The organism is Bacillus sp. es.034 (assembly GCF_002563655.1).
GTDB lineage: Bacteria > Bacillota > Bacilli > Bacillales > Bacillaceae_B > Rossellomorea.
The window spans coordinates 1,967,905-1,986,865 of record NZ_PDIY01000001.1; the positions used below are offsets into that span (position 1 = coordinate 1,967,905).

Annotated in this window: 19 protein-coding genes; 14 read left to right on the top strand and 5 right to left on the bottom strand. The window is 39.3% G+C overall.

Going from position 1 to position 18,961, the window contains the following annotated elements; translation table 11 throughout:
- Both ATG71_RS09940 and ATG71_RS09945 read left to right on the top strand, forming a co-directional pair.
- The gene (locus tag ATG71_RS09940; protein WP_098439456.1) at positions 1-531 is read left to right on the top strand and encodes a sigma-70 family RNA polymerase sigma factor; all 531 of its coding nucleotides are present in this window, start codon (positions 1-3) and stop codon (positions 529-531) included.
- Positions 518-1,498 (top strand): LCP family protein, encoded by a 981-nt coding sequence (locus ATG71_RS09945; protein ID WP_098439457.1) that lies wholly within the window; start codon positions 518-520, stop codon positions 1,496-1,498. The genes ATG71_RS09940 and ATG71_RS09945 overlap by 14 nt, the downstream gene beginning before the upstream one ends.
- Positions 1,499-1,644: 146 nt before the next feature.
- On the opposite strand, the gene istB is transcribed toward ATG71_RS09945, so the two are convergent.
- From istB to istA, 3 genes are all read right to left on the bottom strand, one after another.
- The gene (gene istB, locus ATG71_RS09950; RefSeq protein ID WP_098439458.1) at positions 1,645-2,403 is read right to left on the bottom strand and encodes an IS21-like element helper ATPase IstB; all 759 of its coding nucleotides are present in this window, start codon (positions 2,401-2,403) and stop codon (positions 1,645-1,647) included.
- Entirely contained in the window at positions 2,400-3,044 is a 645-nt protein-coding gene (locus tag ATG71_RS23725; protein WP_286162969.1) for a Mu transposase domain-containing protein, read from the bottom strand. Before ATG71_RS23725 ends, istB begins: the two co-directional genes overlap by 4 nt.
- Before the next feature lie 137 nt (positions 3,045-3,181).
- Complete coding sequence (gene istA / locus ATG71_RS23730; protein ID WP_286162970.1) at positions 3,182-3,928, bottom strand: IS21 family transposase; 747 nt, start codon at positions 3,926-3,928, stop codon at positions 3,182-3,184.
- Between the two features lie 269 nt (positions 3,929-4,197).
- Here istA and ATG71_RS09960 point away from each other — a divergent pair, with 269 nt between their 5' ends.
- Together ATG71_RS09960 and ATG71_RS09965 are read left to right on the top strand one after the other, a co-directional pair.
- Positions 4,198-5,151 carry an LCP family protein gene (locus ATG71_RS09960; RefSeq protein ID WP_286162971.1) on the top strand — a complete coding sequence of 318 codons (954 nt, stop codon included), beginning with the start codon at positions 4,198-4,200 and terminating at the stop codon, positions 5,149-5,151.
- A gap of 158 nt (positions 5,152-5,309) precedes the next feature.
- On the top strand, positions 5,310-5,942 hold the full coding sequence (locus tag ATG71_RS09965; RefSeq protein ID WP_098439459.1) for a type 1 glutamine amidotransferase family protein: 633 nt from the start codon (positions 5,310-5,312) through the stop codon (positions 5,940-5,942).
- A gap of 298 nt (positions 5,943-6,240) precedes the next feature.
- On the opposite strand, the gene ATG71_RS09970 is transcribed toward ATG71_RS09965, so the two are convergent.
- Together ATG71_RS09970 and ATG71_RS09975 are read right to left on the bottom strand one after the other, a co-directional pair.
- Positions 6,241-7,008: a nucleotidyltransferase domain-containing protein gene (locus ATG71_RS09970; protein WP_098439460.1), complete on the bottom strand. Its 768-nt coding sequence runs from the start codon at positions 7,006-7,008 to the stop codon at positions 6,241-6,243.
- Positions 7,009-7,266: 258 nt separating this feature from the next.
- Positions 7,267-7,476, bottom strand: coding sequence for a hypothetical protein (locus tag ATG71_RS09975; RefSeq protein WP_098439461.1), 210 nt, complete (start codon positions 7,474-7,476; stop codon positions 7,267-7,269).
- 415 nt (positions 7,477-7,891) lie between these two features.
- Between ATG71_RS09975 and ATG71_RS09980 the strand changes: the two genes are divergently transcribed.
- From ATG71_RS09980 to ATG71_RS10025, 10 genes are all read left to right on the top strand, one after another.
- Positions 7,892-8,173 carry a hypothetical protein gene (locus tag ATG71_RS09980; RefSeq protein ID WP_098439462.1) on the top strand — a complete coding sequence of 94 codons (282 nt, stop codon included), beginning with the start codon at positions 7,892-7,894 and terminating at the stop codon, positions 8,171-8,173.
- A 254-nt stretch (positions 8,174-8,427) separates the two neighbouring features.
- Positions 8,428-9,777, top strand: coding sequence for an acyclic terpene utilization AtuA family protein (locus ATG71_RS09985; RefSeq protein WP_098439463.1), 1,350 nt, complete (start codon positions 8,428-8,430; stop codon positions 9,775-9,777).
- An 8-nt stretch (positions 9,778-9,785) separates the two neighbouring features.
- Entirely contained in the window at positions 9,786-10,097 is a 312-nt protein-coding gene (locus ATG71_RS09990; RefSeq protein ID WP_098439464.1) for a DUF4387 domain-containing protein, read from the top strand.
- Positions 10,098-10,110: 13 nt separating this feature from the next.
- A complete protein-coding gene (gene rbsK / locus ATG71_RS09995) occupies positions 10,111-11,040 on the top strand; it encodes a ribokinase (protein WP_098439465.1) in 930 nt (309 codons plus the stop codon).
- Positions 11,009-11,911, top strand: coding sequence for an ABC transporter permease (locus tag ATG71_RS10000; RefSeq protein WP_098439466.1), 903 nt, complete (start codon positions 11,009-11,011; stop codon positions 11,909-11,911). The genes rbsK and ATG71_RS10000 overlap by 32 nt, the downstream gene beginning before the upstream one ends.
- 14 nt (positions 11,912-11,925) lie before the next feature.
- Entirely contained in the window at positions 11,926-12,804 is an 879-nt protein-coding gene (locus ATG71_RS10005) for a carbohydrate ABC transporter permease (RefSeq protein ID WP_098439467.1), read from the top strand.
- A 59-nt stretch (positions 12,805-12,863) separates the two neighbouring features.
- Complete coding sequence (locus ATG71_RS10010; RefSeq protein WP_098439468.1) at positions 12,864-14,324, top strand: extracellular solute-binding protein; 1,461 nt, start codon at positions 12,864-12,866, stop codon at positions 14,322-14,324.
- 12 nt (positions 14,325-14,336) lie between these two features.
- Positions 14,337-15,497 (top strand): ADP-ribosylglycohydrolase family protein, encoded by a 1,161-nt coding sequence (locus tag ATG71_RS10015; RefSeq protein ID WP_098439469.1) that lies wholly within the window; start codon positions 14,337-14,339, stop codon positions 15,495-15,497.
- A gap of 6 nt (positions 15,498-15,503) precedes the next feature.
- Positions 15,504-17,615 carry an ADP-ribosylglycohydrolase family protein gene (locus ATG71_RS10020; RefSeq protein WP_483295305.1) on the top strand — a complete coding sequence of 704 codons (2,112 nt, stop codon included), beginning with the start codon at positions 15,504-15,506 and terminating at the stop codon, positions 17,613-17,615.
- A gap of 115 nt (positions 17,616-17,730) precedes the next feature.
- Entirely contained in the window at positions 17,731-18,753 is a 1,023-nt protein-coding gene (locus tag ATG71_RS10025) for a LacI family DNA-binding transcriptional regulator (RefSeq protein ID WP_098439471.1), read from the top strand.
- Positions 18,754-18,961: the final 208 nt, after the last annotated feature.

Here is an 18,961-nt window from a genome sequence, read left to right on the forward strand (position 1 = left end):
ATGGACAAAAGAGAAAGAGATTACATCCTTGACCAAGCCATGGGTGACTATGGTGATGAATTGGTAAGGCTTGCCTATACTTATGTAAAGGAAGAGCACATGGCAAAAGACCTTGCGCAAAATGCCTTTGTCAAATGCTACAACCAACTAGAACACTTTCGAAAAGAATCTGAACTTCGGACATGGCTATACAGAATTACTATAAATGAATGTAAAGATTACTTAAAGAGTTGGAAATGTAAGAAGGTTCAACTGGTGCACTACATACATGAAAATACGCAAAAATATCAGAAATCATTGGATCAAAAAGTCGTTCAAGATTCTGTCAATCAAGAGATCAAAAAGATTGTCTATTCCTTGCCAACAAAATACAAGGAAATCATCTATCTCTATTATTATCTCTCTATGACCATTGATGAAATATCGGAGGTTACTGGTGTGAATGCAAATACGGTAAAAACCAGGTTGAGGAGAGGGAAAAAGGTTTTAAAACCTATGATGGAGGAGGCAGAAATCTATGGATCCCATTAACTTTAAGAAGACGATTAAGCTAACCCAAGAGTCGCTTCAATTTACAAAACAAGATCGGGAAGAAGTATTAAAGAAAATACATGAAAAAAACCAAGTAAAGGCTACTGGAACTGTAGGGGTATTGAATAAAAAACACTTATTTCCAGTAGTGGCAACTCTTATACTGGTATCGCTATTCCTTCTTGTGTTTATTCCTTCATTGACAGGTGATCACAGAGATAATCAGATGTTAAGTCTTTATAATGCCGATGAAAAAGAGGAGGATCAGGTGACTTCAATATTAGTGATGGTTGCCCATGAAAACATGCATACGGACATCAACCTTCTCCTTACTGTTAACAAGAGAACAAAAAAGGTAAATGTCATTCTGCTGCCTCCAAGCCTTAAGGTTCCCATCCTTAATGCAGATAAAGAAACCCTAACGGAGGATAAACTGACTCATGCTTTTGCTTATGGGGGTCGTCCAGCTGCAGTAAATACCGTGGAAAAGGCATTGAATATGCCAATTGATTATTACTTTATGTGGGAAAGAGAAGAAGTTGAAGACTTTCTCAATTCGATGGAAGACATTCAGATAAACGTAAAAGAGAATATAGAAATGAAGGCAGCTAGAGGAAACAAATATACTTACTATAAGGGAATGGAAAATGTCAGTGGTGAAGAAATGGCTAGAATCTTATCAATCGACGGGGAACACCAGCTACCAGCTTATTTTATGAATAAACTTTTTTCACACATGCTTACTTATGTTAGTACAAGTGATTTCAAATCCTTTAGGCAACAAGGAGAAAGCAATGTTTCACCTGAAGAAATGAAGAGAGTATTCAATGAAATGGATTCTTTGGATATTAACACGATTCCTCTGGAAGGATTTTTACATTCTATCATAACTGATGGAGTATTCTATGTTGAATTGGATGAAACCTTTAAAGCGCGATTATCAAAAAAATTGTTCGAGTTTAAGTAAATGTATTTGTCAACTTTGATTTGAGCCAGAGCGATCACTTCAAAAGTGAGCCACTTCTTCCTGAGTTATTACCATATATGTGGGATGCATGGGGATTTAGGGGGGTGCCCCGAGGGGCACCCCCCTAAATCCCTCGCGTCGCACTCTTACTTATTACTTTCATCTTTTTGTTTCATAGATTGTCTAAACCGGTACGATTCTCCGTTGAGTAGGAGAATATGGGCCTTATGGGTAAGTCGATCAAGCAGAGCTGCTGTCATCTTTTCGTCTCCGAAGATGGACGTCCATTCTGTGAATTCTAGATTAGTAGTGATCATTACGCTCGCACGTTCATATCGTCCGGCAAAAAATTGGAACAGTAACTCAGCTCCTATCTTGGTAAATGGTACATATCCAAGTTCATCTACAATGATTAAATCAATTTTGAGCCACCGTTTCTCCAAGGCTCCAAGCTTGTATTCTTCATTAGCTAATAGGAGTTCTTCTACTAGCTCAGCTGCTGAGATAAATTTTACCTTATAGCCATTTTTAATCATCTCAATGCCAATTCCCGTTGCGAGATGGGACTTTCCGGTCCCACTGTTTCCTAAAAAAATGATGTTTTCCCTTTTCTCCACAAAATCCCCTTTGGACAAGGTAAGAAACCGGTTTTTATTCAAACTGGGCATCAAACTAAAATCATAACTATCTAATGTTTTGTGGATAGGGAATGCCGCTTGCTTAAGCCTTCTTTGTCTTTGATTCTCTTCTCTAGATTCAGATTCACTTTCTAATAAAGCCAACAGGTACTCTTCATAGGTGAAATTACGCTCTTCAGCTTCTCTAGCGAGTGAACGATATTGGGCAGCGATCATGGGAATCCGAAGTTTTTTAGTAAGGTGGTCTAATAAAAGTTCAGTTGTCATTTGTTATTTACTCCTGTAAGTTGTCCATATTGTTCAATATTAGACTTACTAACTTTATAATCTAGGAGGCTAATAGGCGTTTGGTCCGTCGGGAGAGGCTGGAATGATATATCTTGATTGGTGAGCTTTTGAATTATTTCGTGTACAACCTCATATCGGAAAACTTGCGTTTTTTCTGCTTCTAAAAAGGCATTTGTTAACCTCTCCATCCCAATATCACGGTGAAGAAGGAGTAGTCGGATAAATTTCCTGTCTCCTGCGGCACCTTCTTGTTCACGCATTTTTAGGTGGAAACGCTTGAATACATCAGGTACTTCAGTAGTCTGGAATGCATGCGCATCTCTAATGGCTCTTGGTTTCTTAAGTAATATCTCTAAATAATGATCAAGAACCGTAATCATTTGATTTCTTTCATATGAGCGAACGTGTTCAGCGATCACTTGGTTTTGAGCCACTACGATTACTCGGTCGACAAAAATTTTTGCCCAAACTTCTTGGCCAGCGAATCGACAAGGAACAGAGTAACGATTGGTATCAACAGTTATGAGCGATGTTTTATTTACTTTACATGATAAGAGTTTACACGCTTCGAAACGGATTGGAGGAAGAGGCGATAAATAGCTCTTTTCTTTCTCCCACATTTCAAGTACAGTCTCAGATTTATTTGGTACGTGAGTCCTGCTTGCTTCCTTGAAACACCAGTCCGTAAGGTATTGGTTTAATTCCTCTATGGTTTGAACCTCTGGATATGGAACCAGGGCATTTCTCCTTATGTATCCTACAGTTCCTTCAATCCGTCCCTTTTCGTTTCCCTTGCGGGATTACAAAACTCTGCTTTAAACACATAATGAGCCTGAAGACCGACAAAGGTTTCTTGTTCTAATCGATCTCTTCCTTGAAGGACTTTCACAACTGCTGTTTTAAGATTATCAAGTAGTCCTTCCGTTGGAATTCCTCCAAAGAATTCAAAGGCATGGACAAACCCATCCAAGAATGCTTCCTGTTTTTCATGAATATAGGCTCTCACAAACCGCATTCGACTGGCGGAAAGCTGAACGCAAAAGAGGAATATGCGTTGTGTCCTACCTTGAAGAATAATATCGGCCTCTCCCCAGTCGAATTGAAATTGGTGGCCGAGTTGAAAATCAAGTGGAATGAAAACTTCTTGGATCTTTTTCTTACGTTTGGCTACTATCTTACGTATGTTAGAAGCTGACCCTTTAAAGTCGTATTCGTCTACTAATCTTTTGTAAATTTTAATTGCAGTATGTTTTTGCTTTTTCCAATGTTTTTGATCATCTTCCAACCACTGATCAATAATTGGGATGACTCTTTTAGTTTCTGCGGAGTATTCTTTTGTTCTATATACTCTTTTTCTTAATACAGTGGTAGGAGCTGCATTTTGGGATAAATACTTACTTACGGTATTGCGAGATACCCCAAGTTTTGTCGCAATTTGCCTTTGTGATAAACCTTCAACCTCTTTTAAGAATTTGATATTATAGAATTGAGCCATTTCGATCATCCTTTTTCTTCCCCTCGACTATGTAGTAAGTTTGGTCACTTTCTATCATAAGAGAGGTTACTAGAATTGGAAATCATGTGGCTCATTTTTTATATGATCACTAATTATAAAAGTGGCTCAAAACTAAATTATCAAAAACAAGTAAAATCAGGTTGATGGTTAAATGCACAGAATTTTGAACGTTCCTGGGACAAAGCGGTGACACCCTTTTACATGGTGATGCCTTTATAAGCAGGGATTTAAATAGAACTCAGAGAGGTTGAATATATATGTATGAAAGAGTTGAAAGAAAAATGTATAGAAGAAATAGAAAACGAAAAAAGAGAAAAATCATATTATTATGCTTTTCTACTATTATTTTTGTTTTTCTACTTGGTGCTTCGTATGTATATTTTCAGTATCAAGCTGGACTTAAAAAATCAGCCAACGATTCAGTTATTTTTGATCAAAAGGTTGAATTTAATGGAGCAGACCTTAAAAAGGGAATAACGAATGTTTTGTTACTTGGAACGGATGCAAGGGGAAAGGAAATATCAAGAACCGACACCATAATGGTCGCCCAATTTAATTCGGATAACAATGAAGTGAAAATATTATCGGTTATGAGAGACTCCTATGTTGATATACCTGGTCATGGGTCCCAAAAAATCAATGCTGCATATGCAATTGGAGGACCAGAACTATTGAGAAAAACATTAAAAGAAAACTTGGATATGGATATTCAATATTACTCCTTAGTTGACTTTAAAGGTTTTTCCAGTATTATCGATGAGGTATTTCCAGATGGTGTGGAAATTGACATTGAAAAAGAAATGGTCAAAGGGATTAATCCACCACTTCACCCAGGAATGCAAAAGCTTGATGGAGACCAGTTGCTTAGTTATGTCAGATTCCGTAAAGATAGCGAAAGTGATTTCGGTAGAGTACGTAGACAGCAAGAAGTTCTTAAGTTACTAACAGATGAGATGACAGATTTACAAGGAGTTATGAAAATCCCGAAAACTTTAGGGATAATTAAGCCTTTTATCAAAACGAATATTAAGACACCTCAAGTGCTTTCCATAGCTACTTCAGTATTAGGAGAAAAAAACAAAAACATTGAATCAATGAGAATACCATTAGATCATACATATACCGACGAGTATTATGATGGGGTCGGATTAGTACTTGACTTAGATGTTAGTGAAAATAAGAAAGCTATCAAAGATTTTTTATCTGAGTAATAATGGGACTGGGATATCTTAAGGATTTTAGTAGTAAAATAATAGAGATTTTACTTAACTTTAATGAAATTTCATCAAGTATGAGAACTTCCCTGACGCTAGCTGTCAGGGAAGTTTTAATATAATGGCTGTATCAATGATGATTGGAGTGTGATTGGATGAAAACACAAAAAGCTTTTCTCTATGTATTTAATACAATGTCTGACTGGGAATATGGATATGTAATGGCTGAATTAAACTCAGGTAGATATTTCAAAAAAGATGTAGCACCTTTAAATGTCATGACAGTAGGAGCTACTACAGAAATGATTACAACGATGGGAGGACTGAGCATAAAACCAGATATGTCTCTTGATGAATGTTCTCTTGAGAGTAAAGATCTTTTAATCTTACCAGGGGGGACTACTTGGAGTGAAGAAATCCATCAACCTATCCTTGAAAGAACTGGCCAGGCTTTAAATAGTGGCACAATTGTGGCTGCCATTTGTGGTGCAATTGAGGCCCTTGCGAGTATGGGATACTTAGATACTAGAAAGCATACAAGTAATAACTTGGAATATACTAAAATGGTATGTCCCAACTATAAAGGAGAGAAGTTATATGAGTCAGGGCCAGCGGTATCCCATGAGAATTTAGTTACGGCATCTGGAATAGCTCCTCTGGAATTTGCAATGGAGGTACTGAAAGAAATAGATGTGTTTACACCTGATACATTGCATTCATGGTATAGCCTGAATAAGACTCATAAACCCGAATACTTCTTTCGATTAATGAATTCAATAAATACATGAAGGTACTGAAAAGCTAAATTTCTCTTTTTAGTTTTGTAGAGAAATGGAAGAATTTCAGTTAGTAAAAAAACGGGTGTTAAGGTTGTGATGACTGATCATCCGGGGGTGTTTTTAGATTATCTATAAAAACTAAAGGGAACTGTCTAAAGGGTACCGATTTGAGGTGCTCGTTCATAAGAATAGTTTCACTCTTATTGACACTCAAACTGGCAGCAATAAAGAGATTCGTCTATTGACGAGTCTCTTTGTTTTGGATTATAAGTTATTTGCGACATATAAGCGAGTATGAACGAAAAAATTATATTTCTGAAGGAGTAGTTCTGGAAGCAGCCAATGCAGTTAAAGCCTTCTCAATATAACTATAGACTTCGTCTGCAATTCCCAGAAATTCTTCAACATCTACATTACTATCCAAGTAACACGCATACAGATAGTCCACTAAAGCTGAATCAATATGGCAATAATCTGATATGGCACTCTTCATCTTAATAATGTCATCTTGCCAAACCCCTGTATCTTCTAAAACCAAAGAGTATAATGCACGAATTAATTTCTTTGAGTAACCTTTGGTATATCTAGATTTCAGTGTGTCATCATTGGCATTAGATAGAAAACCGCGAACGCGATCCACTGCCTCTTGAGTGTCTGAATTCAAGTCTAGTATGAACTCAGGTGAAATAAGAATAGGCGGCACTTCTTCGCCAATATCAGTACCATGTATACAAACACAGATGATCTTGATCCAAAATCCCCATTCATTGGGCTTACTTCTTACATCATCCAGTGAACAAAAAACCGTATCAACCTTCGTTACGAATCGGTATTTTTGTAAAATCTGGTCCTTCAGACATGATACTCTATCATAATCTATATCTTCTGGTCTTTCACATACTATTGTAAAATCTGCATCAGACTTAAATGGCTTAGCAGTACCTTTAGGAATTGAGCCACACATATAAATACTGTGAATCTTCCCATTGAACTCTGAAAGCAAGCTAGCTGTATACTCCTCTACAAAAGTCTTGTACTCACTCTGAATATTGATCTTCTTTATAACCTTCTCCAAAAATTTTCTCCCCCTTAAATTTATATTTAGTTTCTTTCTCCCTTATCATACGAAGAGGGTACTGCCGGATGGTTTAACTGGTTTTCAGTTATTGGCCACTTTTTTTACCAAATGTTTCTTATTAGCCGAAAAATCATTTTTGGTATAAAGAATAAGATGTTGAAAACCACTTCAGATATAAACTCTATTAGGGTATCTTTAAAAAATTCTTTTCTGTTTTGTTTTTTATTTTTCATTTTCTAGCTCCCAAGTAATGAATTAAATGATCATTTCAAATATTTTTTGATAACCAAAAGGTAAAATAATAGAAATCAACATACCTGCCCCAATAAATGAAACGGATAAAATGGAAAACTTCAAAGTCGAAATTTCCTTTCTTTTATAAGCGATACTTAATACTCTAATCATAGAAAAAACAGTAATGAAAATGATGATGGCCGAAAAAATACTTGTCAGAATGACCGGCATTTTAAAATATCTCCCTTTATCACGATGTAATATCTTCCGAACAATCACTTTTATTTACGAACTAAATGAAAAAAGGTTTCTCAAATTTCCTAACCTGCACATAAATTGAAATATTGAGTTTTCAAAATCTATAAGGGTATTTTACCATATAATGTCATAAATACTTGGAATTTCTTGGGACAGATAAAAGTTCGCGTAGAGTAGGGGCGGTAACGTTCCTTCCTATTCCTTTCAACTAATCCTCCTAAAAACCCAAAAGTAGAGTAAGAGCCGCCTCCGGTTTGCACAGTGATTGGCATATCATAATAATGGAAAGTAATTCGACGGTTGCTGTACATTAATAGTAGCTAGAAAATTTTTAAAAATGAAGGGTAAAGCAATTGTATAGAATTTAAGAAAAAGAAAGGAGCCGAAAATGAAAAATCTTTCTCACTCCGAATGGAGATTAAGCGTAATGGCCCTGGCAGCATTAATAGGTACATATATTGCCATTTTTGTTGTCCTCTGTGAACTGAGTACCGCATTTGTAATTGGAAGTCTAATTGTTTTTGTATTAGTAGTGGTGGTAAATGCTATCTATGTATTCAAAAAACGAAAGAAAAGTTCGGGACGGGAGACGAAAATGACAACCACGGATAGTGCAACACTAAAACCATTTAGATTGAACATAAAAAATAGCTCTCCTTCTGAAAAATAAAATCCTTGTCATCTATCCATTGGCAAAATGTCAATAAATTCATTAAAAGCCTTCTCTTTGAGGACATACCAAATCACATGTATTATTTGAAAAATTCAAATCATTCAAAAAGTGTATTGACTTCCAGGGAAAATTCTATTATTCTTTAATCATAAATATGTAACCGGTTACATATATTTTTTGTAAATCAATGTGTAACCGGTTACACAAATTGGATGGTAAAGTGAAAAAATACAAATAAAAGAGGTTTTACAATGAATAAAAATATTCGAATACTGTCTCCATGCGGAATGCTGGGATATGGGTTTCCGGAAGAATCCTTTCTTAATGGATTGAAAGAGGAAGTCCACGGGATCGTAGTGGATGCGGGATCTACCGATGCCGGTCCGCATAAACTTGGCGCTGGAGTCTCTATTGTCAGCAGGAGGGCTGCCAAGAAGGATTTGGACATTATTCTACAAAACGGGATTTCTCGTAAGATACCGATCATCATTGGGTCTGCCGGAGGAGCCGGGGCTAGAGTACATATCGAATGGACAATGAGTATTATCAATGAAATTCTCGAAGAACATCAGTTGAATGCCAAGAAAGCAATCATCTGGGCAGATTTTACCCCTGAGGAAGTCATTGAGACACTTCACGCAGATAAAATAAAACCAATGGGGGCTAACATTCCCGAATTGACTGAAGAGTCCATCAGAAAGAGTACATCGATTGTAGCTCAGATGGGGCACGAACCGATCGTGGAAGCATTGGAGGATGGTGCAGAAATTATCATTTGTGGAAGAGCGTACGATCCGTCTCCATTTGCAGCGATAGGCATATATCATGGCAAGGATCCCGGCCTTTCGTATCACCTGGGTAAGATTTTGGAGTGTGGTGCGTTATGCGCAGAACCGGGAACTACGAAGGATTCGATCCTGGGAACGATAAGTGATGAATCTTTTACCGTTCATTCTTTAAACCCATTGAGACAGTGCAATCCCATAAGTGTGGCCGCCCATACATTCTATGAAAAAGAACATCCTTATCTTCTTCATGGTCCAGGTTTCAGTCTGGATTTAAGTGAATGTGAGTTTAAGGAAGAGGTACCTGGCACTGTTAGAGTTTCCGGCAGTAAATATATCCGCGATGAATCTCACTTTGTCAAATTAGAGGGTGCGAGATTAGTAGCTTATAGAACGTTTGGTATAGCGGGTGTAAGAGATCCTCTCTTACTAAATAAATTAGAAGAGGTTCAGGAGAAGGTGAAGGAACAGGCGGAGTCCTATTATAACGAAATTTCCTCCAATGATTATCAGATTAACTTCTATAACTATGGCAAAAACGCTGTATTAGGAAGCAAAGAGGTAGAACCGTTTCAAAATCATGAAATTGGTGTTCTGTATGAAGTTGTAGCAGAAACTCAGGAGATTGCAAGCAGCATCTGTTCGACTGTCAGGTCAACTTTATTGCATTACGGGTATGAAGGACGGAAATCTACAGCAGGAAATCTTGCCTTTCCGTTTGCGCCAAGTGATGTCGAATTTGGACCTGTATATGAGTTTTCCATTTATCATCTTATGGAAATAGTAGAGAATCCTTTTAAGGTCGAGTTTGTATAGGAGGCACTATGAAACCTTTATTTGAATTAGCCAAGGTGTTACGCAGTAAGAATTCAGGTCCGTTCGAAATTACACTGGATGTCCTATTTGATTCAGTGGACAACTATAACAGAGTGAAAGATTCAGGTAAGATAACCAAGCAAACCATTAGCAAGCTCTATCGTATAGAGGAAGATAAGATTCATCACCTTGTATTCTTCGATCAAGCATTAGGGTTTAAAGTAACAATTGCGAGGGATATATCGTCAGGTACCATCGGTGACCGGGATGTATATGGAGCGCAACAGCATGCTCCATTAATGAAGATTATGATTGAATAGGATGGTGATATAAGTGACTAGGATTGCCGTTATTGGAAGTATCAATATAGATTACGTAGTTGAAACCGAGGTCCTTCCTAAAATGGGAGAAACGGTTTCTGGAAAAAATTACTTTCTTTCGCCAGGAGGTAAAGGAGCCAACCAGGCTGTTGCCGCTTCGCGATTAGGAGCGGAGGTAGCTCTTTATTGCTCGGTAGGTAAAGATGAAAATGGTTCGATTCTACTTAGAAAGATGGCTAAGGAGAATATCCATCTGAAACATGTAAATCACGTTGAAGGTGTGGCGACAGGTGCTGCTTTCATAGAACTGTGTAAAGGTGAGAACCGGATTTTGATTGTGCCGGGGGCTAATGAGTTTACCAATTCAGCCTATATCCAGAATGTATTAACAGACCTGTTTCAATGTGATGTATTTTTGTTTCAGTTAGAAACCCCGATTGAAATGCTGGAATTTATTATTCCGCTTCTTCATGAAAAAGGCAAGACGATTATCGTAAACCCGGCACCAGCTTATAGACTCAGTGAAAAATTGGTAGAGAAGATCAGTTATCTGATTCCGAATGAACATGAATATAAAACTGTTCTCGGTACGAATCTTCCGTATGAAGAAATCATTAAGAACCATCCGAACAAACTGATTATAACAAGAGGAAAGGATGGGGTTACCTATTTCAATGGAACGGAGCCTGTCCAAGTACAATCATTAGCGGTTACGCCGGTCGATACGACTGGAGCGGGAGACACGTTCTCAGGTGCGTTTGCTGTCGCCATTGGTGAAGGGAAGAGCCTGAAGGAAAGTATCCGGTTTGGCAATATCGCTGCAGGACTTTCCATTTTGAAAAAAGGTGCCCAGAGCGGAATGCCGACAAAGGAAGAAATTGAAGAGTTCATGAATATAGGGGTGAGCAGCCATGAGAGTCAAGGCCTCTTTAAATCGAATTAGAAAAGATTGGGTCATCTATGCCATGCTTTTCCCTGCGATTTTATACTTTAGTATCTTTCATGTCATTCCATTGATCGGGATGAAGCTTGCTTTCCAGGATTATCGGATCATTGGCGATAATGTATGGGTAGGATGGAAGCACTTTGAGGTGTTATTCAGCTCTCCTGCTTTTATGGATGTACTAAAGAATACCATTATCCTCAGTACGATGAAAATCATTTTCTTTTTCCCTGTACCGATCATCCTGTCATTATTGATCAATGAATTAAGAAATGGGAAGTTCCGAAAGTATATACAATCAATCGTATATTTACCTCACTTTTTATCCTGGGTAGTCATCGCAGGGATTTGGATCAGCATACTGGATCCTTCTGACGGTGGGGTCAATATCATCAGGAATTTCTTCCAGCTTCCATCCCTTGATTTTTTAACTAGTAAAGATCATATTCGATGGGTGCTTGTGTTCCAGGAAATCTGGAGGAGCTCTGGGTGGGATTCGATTATTTATCTTGCAGCTATTATGAAGATAAGCCCGTCCTTATATGAGGCAGCTAAGATAGACGGAGCGTCAAACCTCCAGCAGATGAGATACATTACATTGCCGGCCATGTTAAGTACAGTGGTAACCGTCTTTATTCTGAATCTCGGATTCTTTATGAACGCCGGGTTTGACCAGGTGTTCAATATGATGAACGATTCTGTTATCAGTATGGTCGATATTTTAGATACGTATGTGTATAGAATCGGTATATTAAATGGTCAATATTCCTATGCTACCGCAGCCAGCTTATTCAAAGGAGTCATCGGGTTAATCCTGATCTTAAGTACTCATTTTATAGCGAAGCGGTTTTCAGGCAAGGGTGTTTGGTAAAGGAGGTTTTCTGAGTGAAAAAGTACAATCCGACAAGGATCATCATATCTATTACATTGTTTATCCTGACACTTACTGTGTTGATCCCGCTCTTGAATTTGCTGGCTATGTCTCTGTCCGACCCATTGAAAGTGCATAAATTGGGAGGGTTGCAGATTTTTCCGGAGGGATTCTCGCTTATTAACTACAAAGTGTTACTCTCTAATCCTTTAGTGATGAAGAGTATATTTAATACTTTCTTCATTACGATTGTGGGTACATTTCTTAACCTGTTTCTAACGTCAATGGCAGCTTATGTGCTGGCCAAAACTCAGTTCGTCGGAAAAAGACTTGTTGTTCTTTTTCTTATCGTTATTATGGTGTTCGAACCGGGTTTGATACCGGAATACTTATTAGTTAAGGATTTAGGTCTATTAAACACTTATTCTTCCTTAATTCTGTATAAGACTATCAATATTTATTACCTCTTTATCCTGATGAGATTCTTTGAAGATGTACCGGATAGCATTCTGGAAGCGGCTCGGATCGATGGAGCAGGACATTTCCGGATTTATACGAAAATCATGCTTCCTTTATCCAAACCAGGATTAGCAACTATGGGATTATTCTATGGTGTGTACCATTGGAATGAATATTTCAGGGCGACCATTTACCTCACAGATCCGAATAAATGGCCACTTCAAGTCGTATTAAGACAGTTTGTCGTACAAAGGGACAATACAGCGATACTTGGTTCTCAAAATATCCTTTCATATGATCAAGTAGCAGCGCTTGACTTCGGTTCTTTACAAGCAGGAACCATCATCATTGCCATGGTGCCATTGCTGATTCTCTATCCTATGATTCTCAAGTATTATGCGAAAGGTGCTTTGGAAGGAGGGGTCAAGGACTGATTGAACTTTCAAAGTAGTGGCAAACTGATTATCCATTAAATTATTTAGGGGGAAATGGTATGAAAAAAGGGTTATTGCTGCTGGTAAGTATCATGTTAATGGCTGGATTGATTGCGTGCAGTTCAGAATCAAGTAAGGATTCAGAATCATCCGGTGATGGAAAGACCATTCGAGTGGTCTATAAAGATGAAACCAATTCAAACGAGGTGTCAGTTAAGTACTTCGATGAATTAGAAAAAGCCTTGAAGAAAGATAAAGATATAGACGTTAACTTTGAATTAGTAGATTTACCACAAGGAAACTATGCGGAAAAACTCAACTTGCTTTTATTTAGTGGGGAAATACCGGATTTGATTTATTTCCAAGGTGGGGATCAGCAGATTTCAGATCAGGACTTGCTGGAAGATTTACGTCCATATATCAAGAAGTCAGAGTATTTAAAGGACGCATTAGCTCCTTATAACAAGGAAAGATTAGAAAATTACCCTTACCTATTATGGATCAAACCGCTTGCTCCGAAAGTGCCTGTCATTAGAAAAGACTGGTTCGATAAAATGGAAACGTCCACTGCTTTAATGGAGGACCCAACGATCGATAACTATTATGCCTTTTTCAAAGAGGTAGTAGAGTCGAAGCCTGGTGGAGATAAACCTTCTTATGCGATTACAACGGCTGGAGATATGGCTGAAATCAATTACACCTTTGATATGGCTTTCGGCTTAGACAAAACGTGGCTAAAGAAGAGCGACGGTTCATATGAATACGCGAAAGTATCCTCAAAAGAAAAAGAGAAACTGGCGTTCTACCATAAATTATATAAAGATGGATTACTGGATCCACAGTATATTACGAAACAATGGGATACAAAGGAAAAGGCTTTCTATGATGGGGAAGCAGCTATCATTCCCGGCACGGCTGGAAAAGTCATTGATATTTATAACGGAAAGATGATGCAGGTGAATGGGGAAGAGTCAGAACTAGTTGTTCTTCCACCTGCTAAAGGAGAAAGCCAAGGATTTGGTGCGACTGATATCACGAAAGAATCACGCGGGCTTGGAATCTCATCTCAATCTGAAAACAAAGAACTGGTATTCGACATCCTTGATTACCTGGCAAGCCCTGAAGGCCAGAAGCTTGACCGTCTTGGATTTGAAGGGGAGCACTACAATGTGAAGGACGGAGAAATCGAACTGACAGATAAATACTATGGAGAATGGTATTCACGTTTCTGGGAGCCGACGGATATGGAACTGGATATGCCGGTTAAAACCCCGCTATTAAGTGAACCTGCGGCGAACTCTCAAGATTTAGCTACCAAGTATTATTCAGAAGACAATAATTTCATCTTACCTGAAGAGTATGTTTCCAGCTGGGATGCGATGGAGAACTTATACAAAGAGTTTTCGACAGACGTCATTACAGGGAAAAGACCAATCGATGATTTCGACAAGTTCGTAAAAGAATGGAACAATGCCGGTGGAGAGAAAATCACCGATTATGCGAACAAACAATTAAAGTAAGGGGTTCCAAATATGACTTCATTTCAAGAACGAGTGAGAGGCGTCGTCCTATCGACCGCTTTAGGTGATGCATTAGGCGCGACGATTGAGAAATTAAGCTACGAACAAATTAAGGAACAATATAAACGGGTGGAATCATTAGAGACCAAATGGTATAAAGCGGATGCTCCGGTCGAAGTGAATCTGGGTAGACAACGGGGATATGGTACGGTAACGGATGATACTCTTATGACCATTGCCTTGATCAATGTCTACAATAAAGAAGGCAGACATTTAGATGCATATGACCTGGGCAATCAGTTCGTGAAGGAGATTGCTTACAATAAAACCTACATTCCTGAATTTGGTCGGGAAGCGATGATCATCGACCGCCTTTTCTATCCTGAGAAGTATATCTTTATGCGTCATGTGCTGGCGAACTGTGATCCGCGAGAAGGCGGAATTGGTAATATGGTCAATTGTGGAGCTGCCATGTATATTGCCCCCATCGGCATTGTGAATGCAGGAGATCCTAAAGCTGCCTATGATGAAGCGATTCTGTTCGCCATGGGGCATCAATGCAGCTATGGGTTAGAAGCTGCAGGCGTATTGGCTGCCTGTGTAGCGAAAGCATTTGAGCATGGAGTAAGTGTCGATGACATCATTGAAACCGCCATCAGTCTTGCGAAAGACGGGACGAAAATGGCGATTGAAGAGCTGACAACGGCAGCCCGGAGTCTCCGGGCTGAAGGAGTAGAGATGGATCGGGTCATTGATACTTTCCAAACCATTATGAAGAAGTATTCCCCTATGGGTGACGATGTTCACAGGAAGGTGGAGAAAGTGGGGATCCCGTCCAATCATTATACGCCAAGCCGTCTATTTTCCATTGAAGAACTTCCAATGGCCCTTGCCTTTATCGTGTTAAATGATGGAGATTTCTACCCATCCATATATGAAGGGATCAACTCCGGAAGGGACACAGATTCAATCGGTGTAATGATCGGGGTTATCCTTGGAGCAATGTATGGAGAAAAAGTAGTGAAAAAAGAAGATGTAGAACTTTTACAAAAAACGAATAAAATCAATTTAATCGAGGTTTCCGATCGATTCTGTGAAACCGCGAAGCACATAATGAAAAAGGACTTAACGATTCAAGAAAAGAGAATGTCGTACTTCAATGAATACTGCTAATGGGGAGTGGATGGTTTGATTCCAGAGAACTATTTAGAAAAAGTCTACGCAGGATTTTTAGGAATGAATGTCGGGATTCGACTGGGTGCCCCGGTCGAACCCCCTGTGTGGACGGATAAGCGTATAAAAGAGGTCTTTGGTGACATAAGGGGCTACACGAAAGAATACAAGACATTTGCGGCCGACGATGATGCCAACGGCCCTGTCTTCTTCATGAGGGCTTTATACGATGATGCCTCGAATAGAGAATTAACAGCAGAGGATGTAGGAAGAGCCTGGCTGAATTATTCCCGTGAAGGGATCGGGATGTTTTGGTGGGGAGGAGAAGGAATCAGTACGGAGCATACTGCGTATATGAATCTCTCCAGAGGGATCCCTGCCCCTCAATCGGGATCCATTGAAATGAACGGATTAATTGAGGCAGAACAAATTGGTGGTCAGATCTTCATTGATACCTGGGGACTGCTGTTTCCAGGAAGAATGGACAAGGCTGCGTCCTATGCAGAAAAAGCAGCAAGTGTATCTCATGATGGGAATGGCGTATATGGAGCGAAGTTTATGGCTGCATGTATTGCAAAAGCATTCGAAGCAACCTCGATGGAGGACATTCTGGATGCAGGACTCAGTGTCATCCCTGCGGATTCAACTTACTCAAGTGTAGTGAACGCTGTAAGGGCGTTTCATAAGGACCATCCAGATGACTTTAGGGCATGCCGTCAATATCTTGAAGATGAATGGGGTTACGATAAGTATACAGGTGTGTGTCATATCATTCCTAATGCCGGTGTTTGCATACTGTCATTGTTATACGGTGAAGGGGATTTTGCCAGGACGATTGAAATGGCCACCATGTGTGGATGGGATACGGATTGTAACGCTGGGAATGTAGGAACCATAGCTGGAGTCTTTCATGGCATTGAAGGAATTCCTTCTCATTATAGAAAGCCGATCAATGACTTTATATGTACTTCCAGCGTATCAGGTTATCTTAACGTACTGGATATCCCGACTTTTTCAAAAGAAGTGACGTTATTAGGGTATAAACTGGCTGAACTCGAGGCACCTTCCAGGTTAGCAGAGAGCTTAAAGCAAGGGGACGTATATTTTGATTTCATGCTTCCTGGTTCGACGCATGGATTCAGAACGGATAACGGATTTAAATCCCTTCTTTTCCCTAGCGATGAAGTCGGTCTTGATGGAAGAGGCACTTTGAAAGTCGTGATTGACCGGATGATTGAAAGCGATCAGAGTAAGATCTTCTACAAACCGTTTTACAGAAGAAATGAATTTAACGATGAAAAGTATAAACCGACCTTTGCTCCAACGGTTTATAGTGGACAAAAGGTCAGCATGAAAATCTTCCTTGATCAGTGGGAGGGAGAGGAGATAACCCTTACTCCTTATGTTAAGAATACGCATACGGGAGAAGAGCTTATCCAGGACGGTATTTCTTTACAGGATCAGGGCTGGAATGACCTTCAATTTATAGTGCCTGATACGGAAGGTGCATTAATCGATGAAGTAGGGTTCATCATCCGGACGACTTCCACACTAACAAACCGGGCTTTAGGCTGTTTATATATCGGGGAGTTCCATGTAAGTGGCAAGGCTTCCTATGGAATCGACTTCTCCAAACAGTATGTTGAATTCTTAAGCATTACTCCTTTCGCCCATCATCGAGGAGAGTGGAAGCTTGAAGAGAAGAAAATGAGATATATTTCACCTGATAACTGTTCTAGTTACACTGGAAATTACTATTCACGTGATTATGAAGTAGAAGTGAGTGTACAACCCGAATCAGGGGAAAGTCATTGCATGATTTTCCGTGCTAACGGAATAAAGCGTCATTATCTTGTTGGATTCGATGGTGTTGGAAAAGTGTCGCTCATTCGTCATGACTTTGGCTATACACGCTTAGAAACCGTTCCCTTTGATTGGAAGCATGGAGAAACGTATCGGTTTAATGTCCAATGTGAAGGTGAGAATCTAATGTTCTCAATTAATGGTGAAGCGATACTGAAAGTTCAGGATGACGCGTATTCACAAGGTATGTTCGGTTTTGGCTGCCTGGAAGAAGGGGAAGGGACCCTTACCGATTTCACCGTAAGTGAGAAGTAATTATTTAATATAATAAGCATCAGAATCATGTCGGTTCTGATGCTTATTTCCCCTTTTTAATCCATCAATTGATATACTAGAAGGAAACGGCTGATAAAGAAAGAGGTACAATCTTGTGGAAAGAAAGTCAGTAACAATACGAGATGTGGCAAGAGAAGCAGGTGTGTCCGTAGCCACCGTCTCACGGTACTTGAACAATAGTGGATACATAGGTAAAGCAAGTGAGGAAAAAATCAAGAAGGTCATGGAATTATTGGATTACAAACCCAATGAAATTGCAAGAGGGCTGGCGAAGAAGAAAACAAACTCGATTGCCCTCATTATTCCCGATATCAAAAACCCATTCTTCCCTGAATTGGTCGTCGCCATAGAAGATGTAGCCAAATCAAAAGGCTACAGTCTGATCCTCGTGAACGCCGAGCATGAAGAGCTTCAGAATAATACCTTTTGGAGAACATTCCAGAATCGGTATGTGGATGGCTTTATCATTGCTTCCTTTCAATTCAGCGATAAAATGAGGGATGAATTAAAAGGACTTAATATCCCATTCGTTAAGATCGACCGAGCGGCTGATGGGGACTCATATAACTCTATTGAAGTCGATAACTATATGGGGGCCAAGCTTGCCACGGAACATTTGATCGAAATCAGATGTAAAAAAATTGCCCATGTATCAGGCTTACCCATTTCCAAGCCAGTCATCGAACGGATGAATGGGTTTGTTGACACGATACGTGCCCATTCCCCTGATAAAGAAATCCTGACATACGAAGGAGACTTTTCTTTAGAAAGCGGAATGAAAGTAACCAAACAAATCTTGGAGGAACATGAGGATGTAGATGGTATATTTCTAGGGAATGATCTGATGGCCCTCGGCTCCCTGAAACAACTCCAACTCTTAAAAAAGAAAGTACCGGAGGACATAGCCATCATAGGCTTTGACGGAATTCAATTGACCCAAATGGTCGAACCCGAAATAAGCACCATCCAGCAGCCTATTTATGAAATCGGTGTAAAGGCCACCACCAATCTGATTGATTTAATTGAAAATAAGTCGACGGAACTTATGAAAATGGTATTGGATGTTCAATTGGTGAAGCGGGGATCGACTGTCGGGTTCCGGGGGAATAGGGAATAATAGTGGATATATTTAGGAAGCATTGGGATGAGAGTTCTCGTGCTTCTTTTTTTAATTGTAACCTCCTCATTGGTGCACGTCCATCGTTACCGTACAGTCGGTCAATATGGGGATTTTGACGAGAAAAACCAAAAAAATCAGGGTTGTACCAATCATCAAGATTTAAACAAAACTACATTTTAACCCGCGATAAAATAGGTTGTCAACA

Bases quoted from the DNA above. Each gene is read 5' to 3' on its own strand.
- ATG71_RS09975 (WP_098439461.1), bottom strand. From the start codon at position 7,476: ATGCCGGTCATTCTGACAAGTATTTTTTCGGCCATCATCATTTTCATT.
- ATG71_RS09940 (WP_098439456.1), top strand. From the start codon at position 1: ATGGACAAAAGAGAAAGAGATTACATCCTTGACCAAGCCATGGGTGAC.
- ATG71_RS09990 (WP_098439464.1), top strand. From the start codon at position 9,786: ATGAAACCTTTATTTGAATTAGCCAAGGTGTTACGCAGTAAGAATTCA.
- ATG71_RS09945 (WP_098439457.1), top strand. From the start codon at position 518: ATGGATCCCATTAACTTTAAGAAGACGATTAAGCTAACCCAAGAGTCG.
- ATG71_RS09985 (WP_098439463.1), top strand. From the start codon at position 8,428: ATGAATAAAAATATTCGAATACTGTCTCCATGCGGAATGCTGGGATAT.
- ATG71_RS10015 (WP_098439469.1), top strand. From the start codon at position 14,337: ATGACTTCATTTCAAGAACGAGTGAGAGGCGTCGTCCTATCGACCGCT.
- ATG71_RS09965 (WP_098439459.1), top strand. From the start codon at position 5,310: ATGAAAACACAAAAAGCTTTTCTCTATGTATTTAATACAATGTCTGAC.
- istA (WP_286162970.1), bottom strand. From the start codon at position 3,928: ATGATCGAAATGGCTCAATTCTATAATATCAAATTCTTAAAAGAGGTT.
- ATG71_RS09980 (WP_098439462.1), top strand. From the start codon at position 7,892: ATGAAAAATCTTTCTCACTCCGAATGGAGATTAAGCGTAATGGCCCTG.
- ATG71_RS10000 (WP_098439466.1), top strand. From the start codon at position 11,009: ATGAGAGTCAAGGCCTCTTTAAATCGAATTAGAAAAGATTGGGTCATC.
- ATG71_RS23725 (WP_286162969.1), bottom strand. From the start codon at position 3,044: ATGTGGGAGAAAGAAAAGAGCTATTTATCGCCTCTTCCTCCAATCCGT.
- ATG71_RS10010 (WP_098439468.1), top strand. From the start codon at position 12,864: ATGAAAAAAGGGTTATTGCTGCTGGTAAGTATCATGTTAATGGCTGGA.
- ATG71_RS09960 (WP_286162971.1), top strand. From the start codon at position 4,198: ATGTATGAAAGAGTTGAAAGAAAAATGTATAGAAGAAATAGAAAACGA.
- istB (WP_098439458.1), bottom strand. From the start codon at position 2,403: ATGACAACTGAACTTTTATTAGACCACCTTACTAAAAAACTTCGGATT.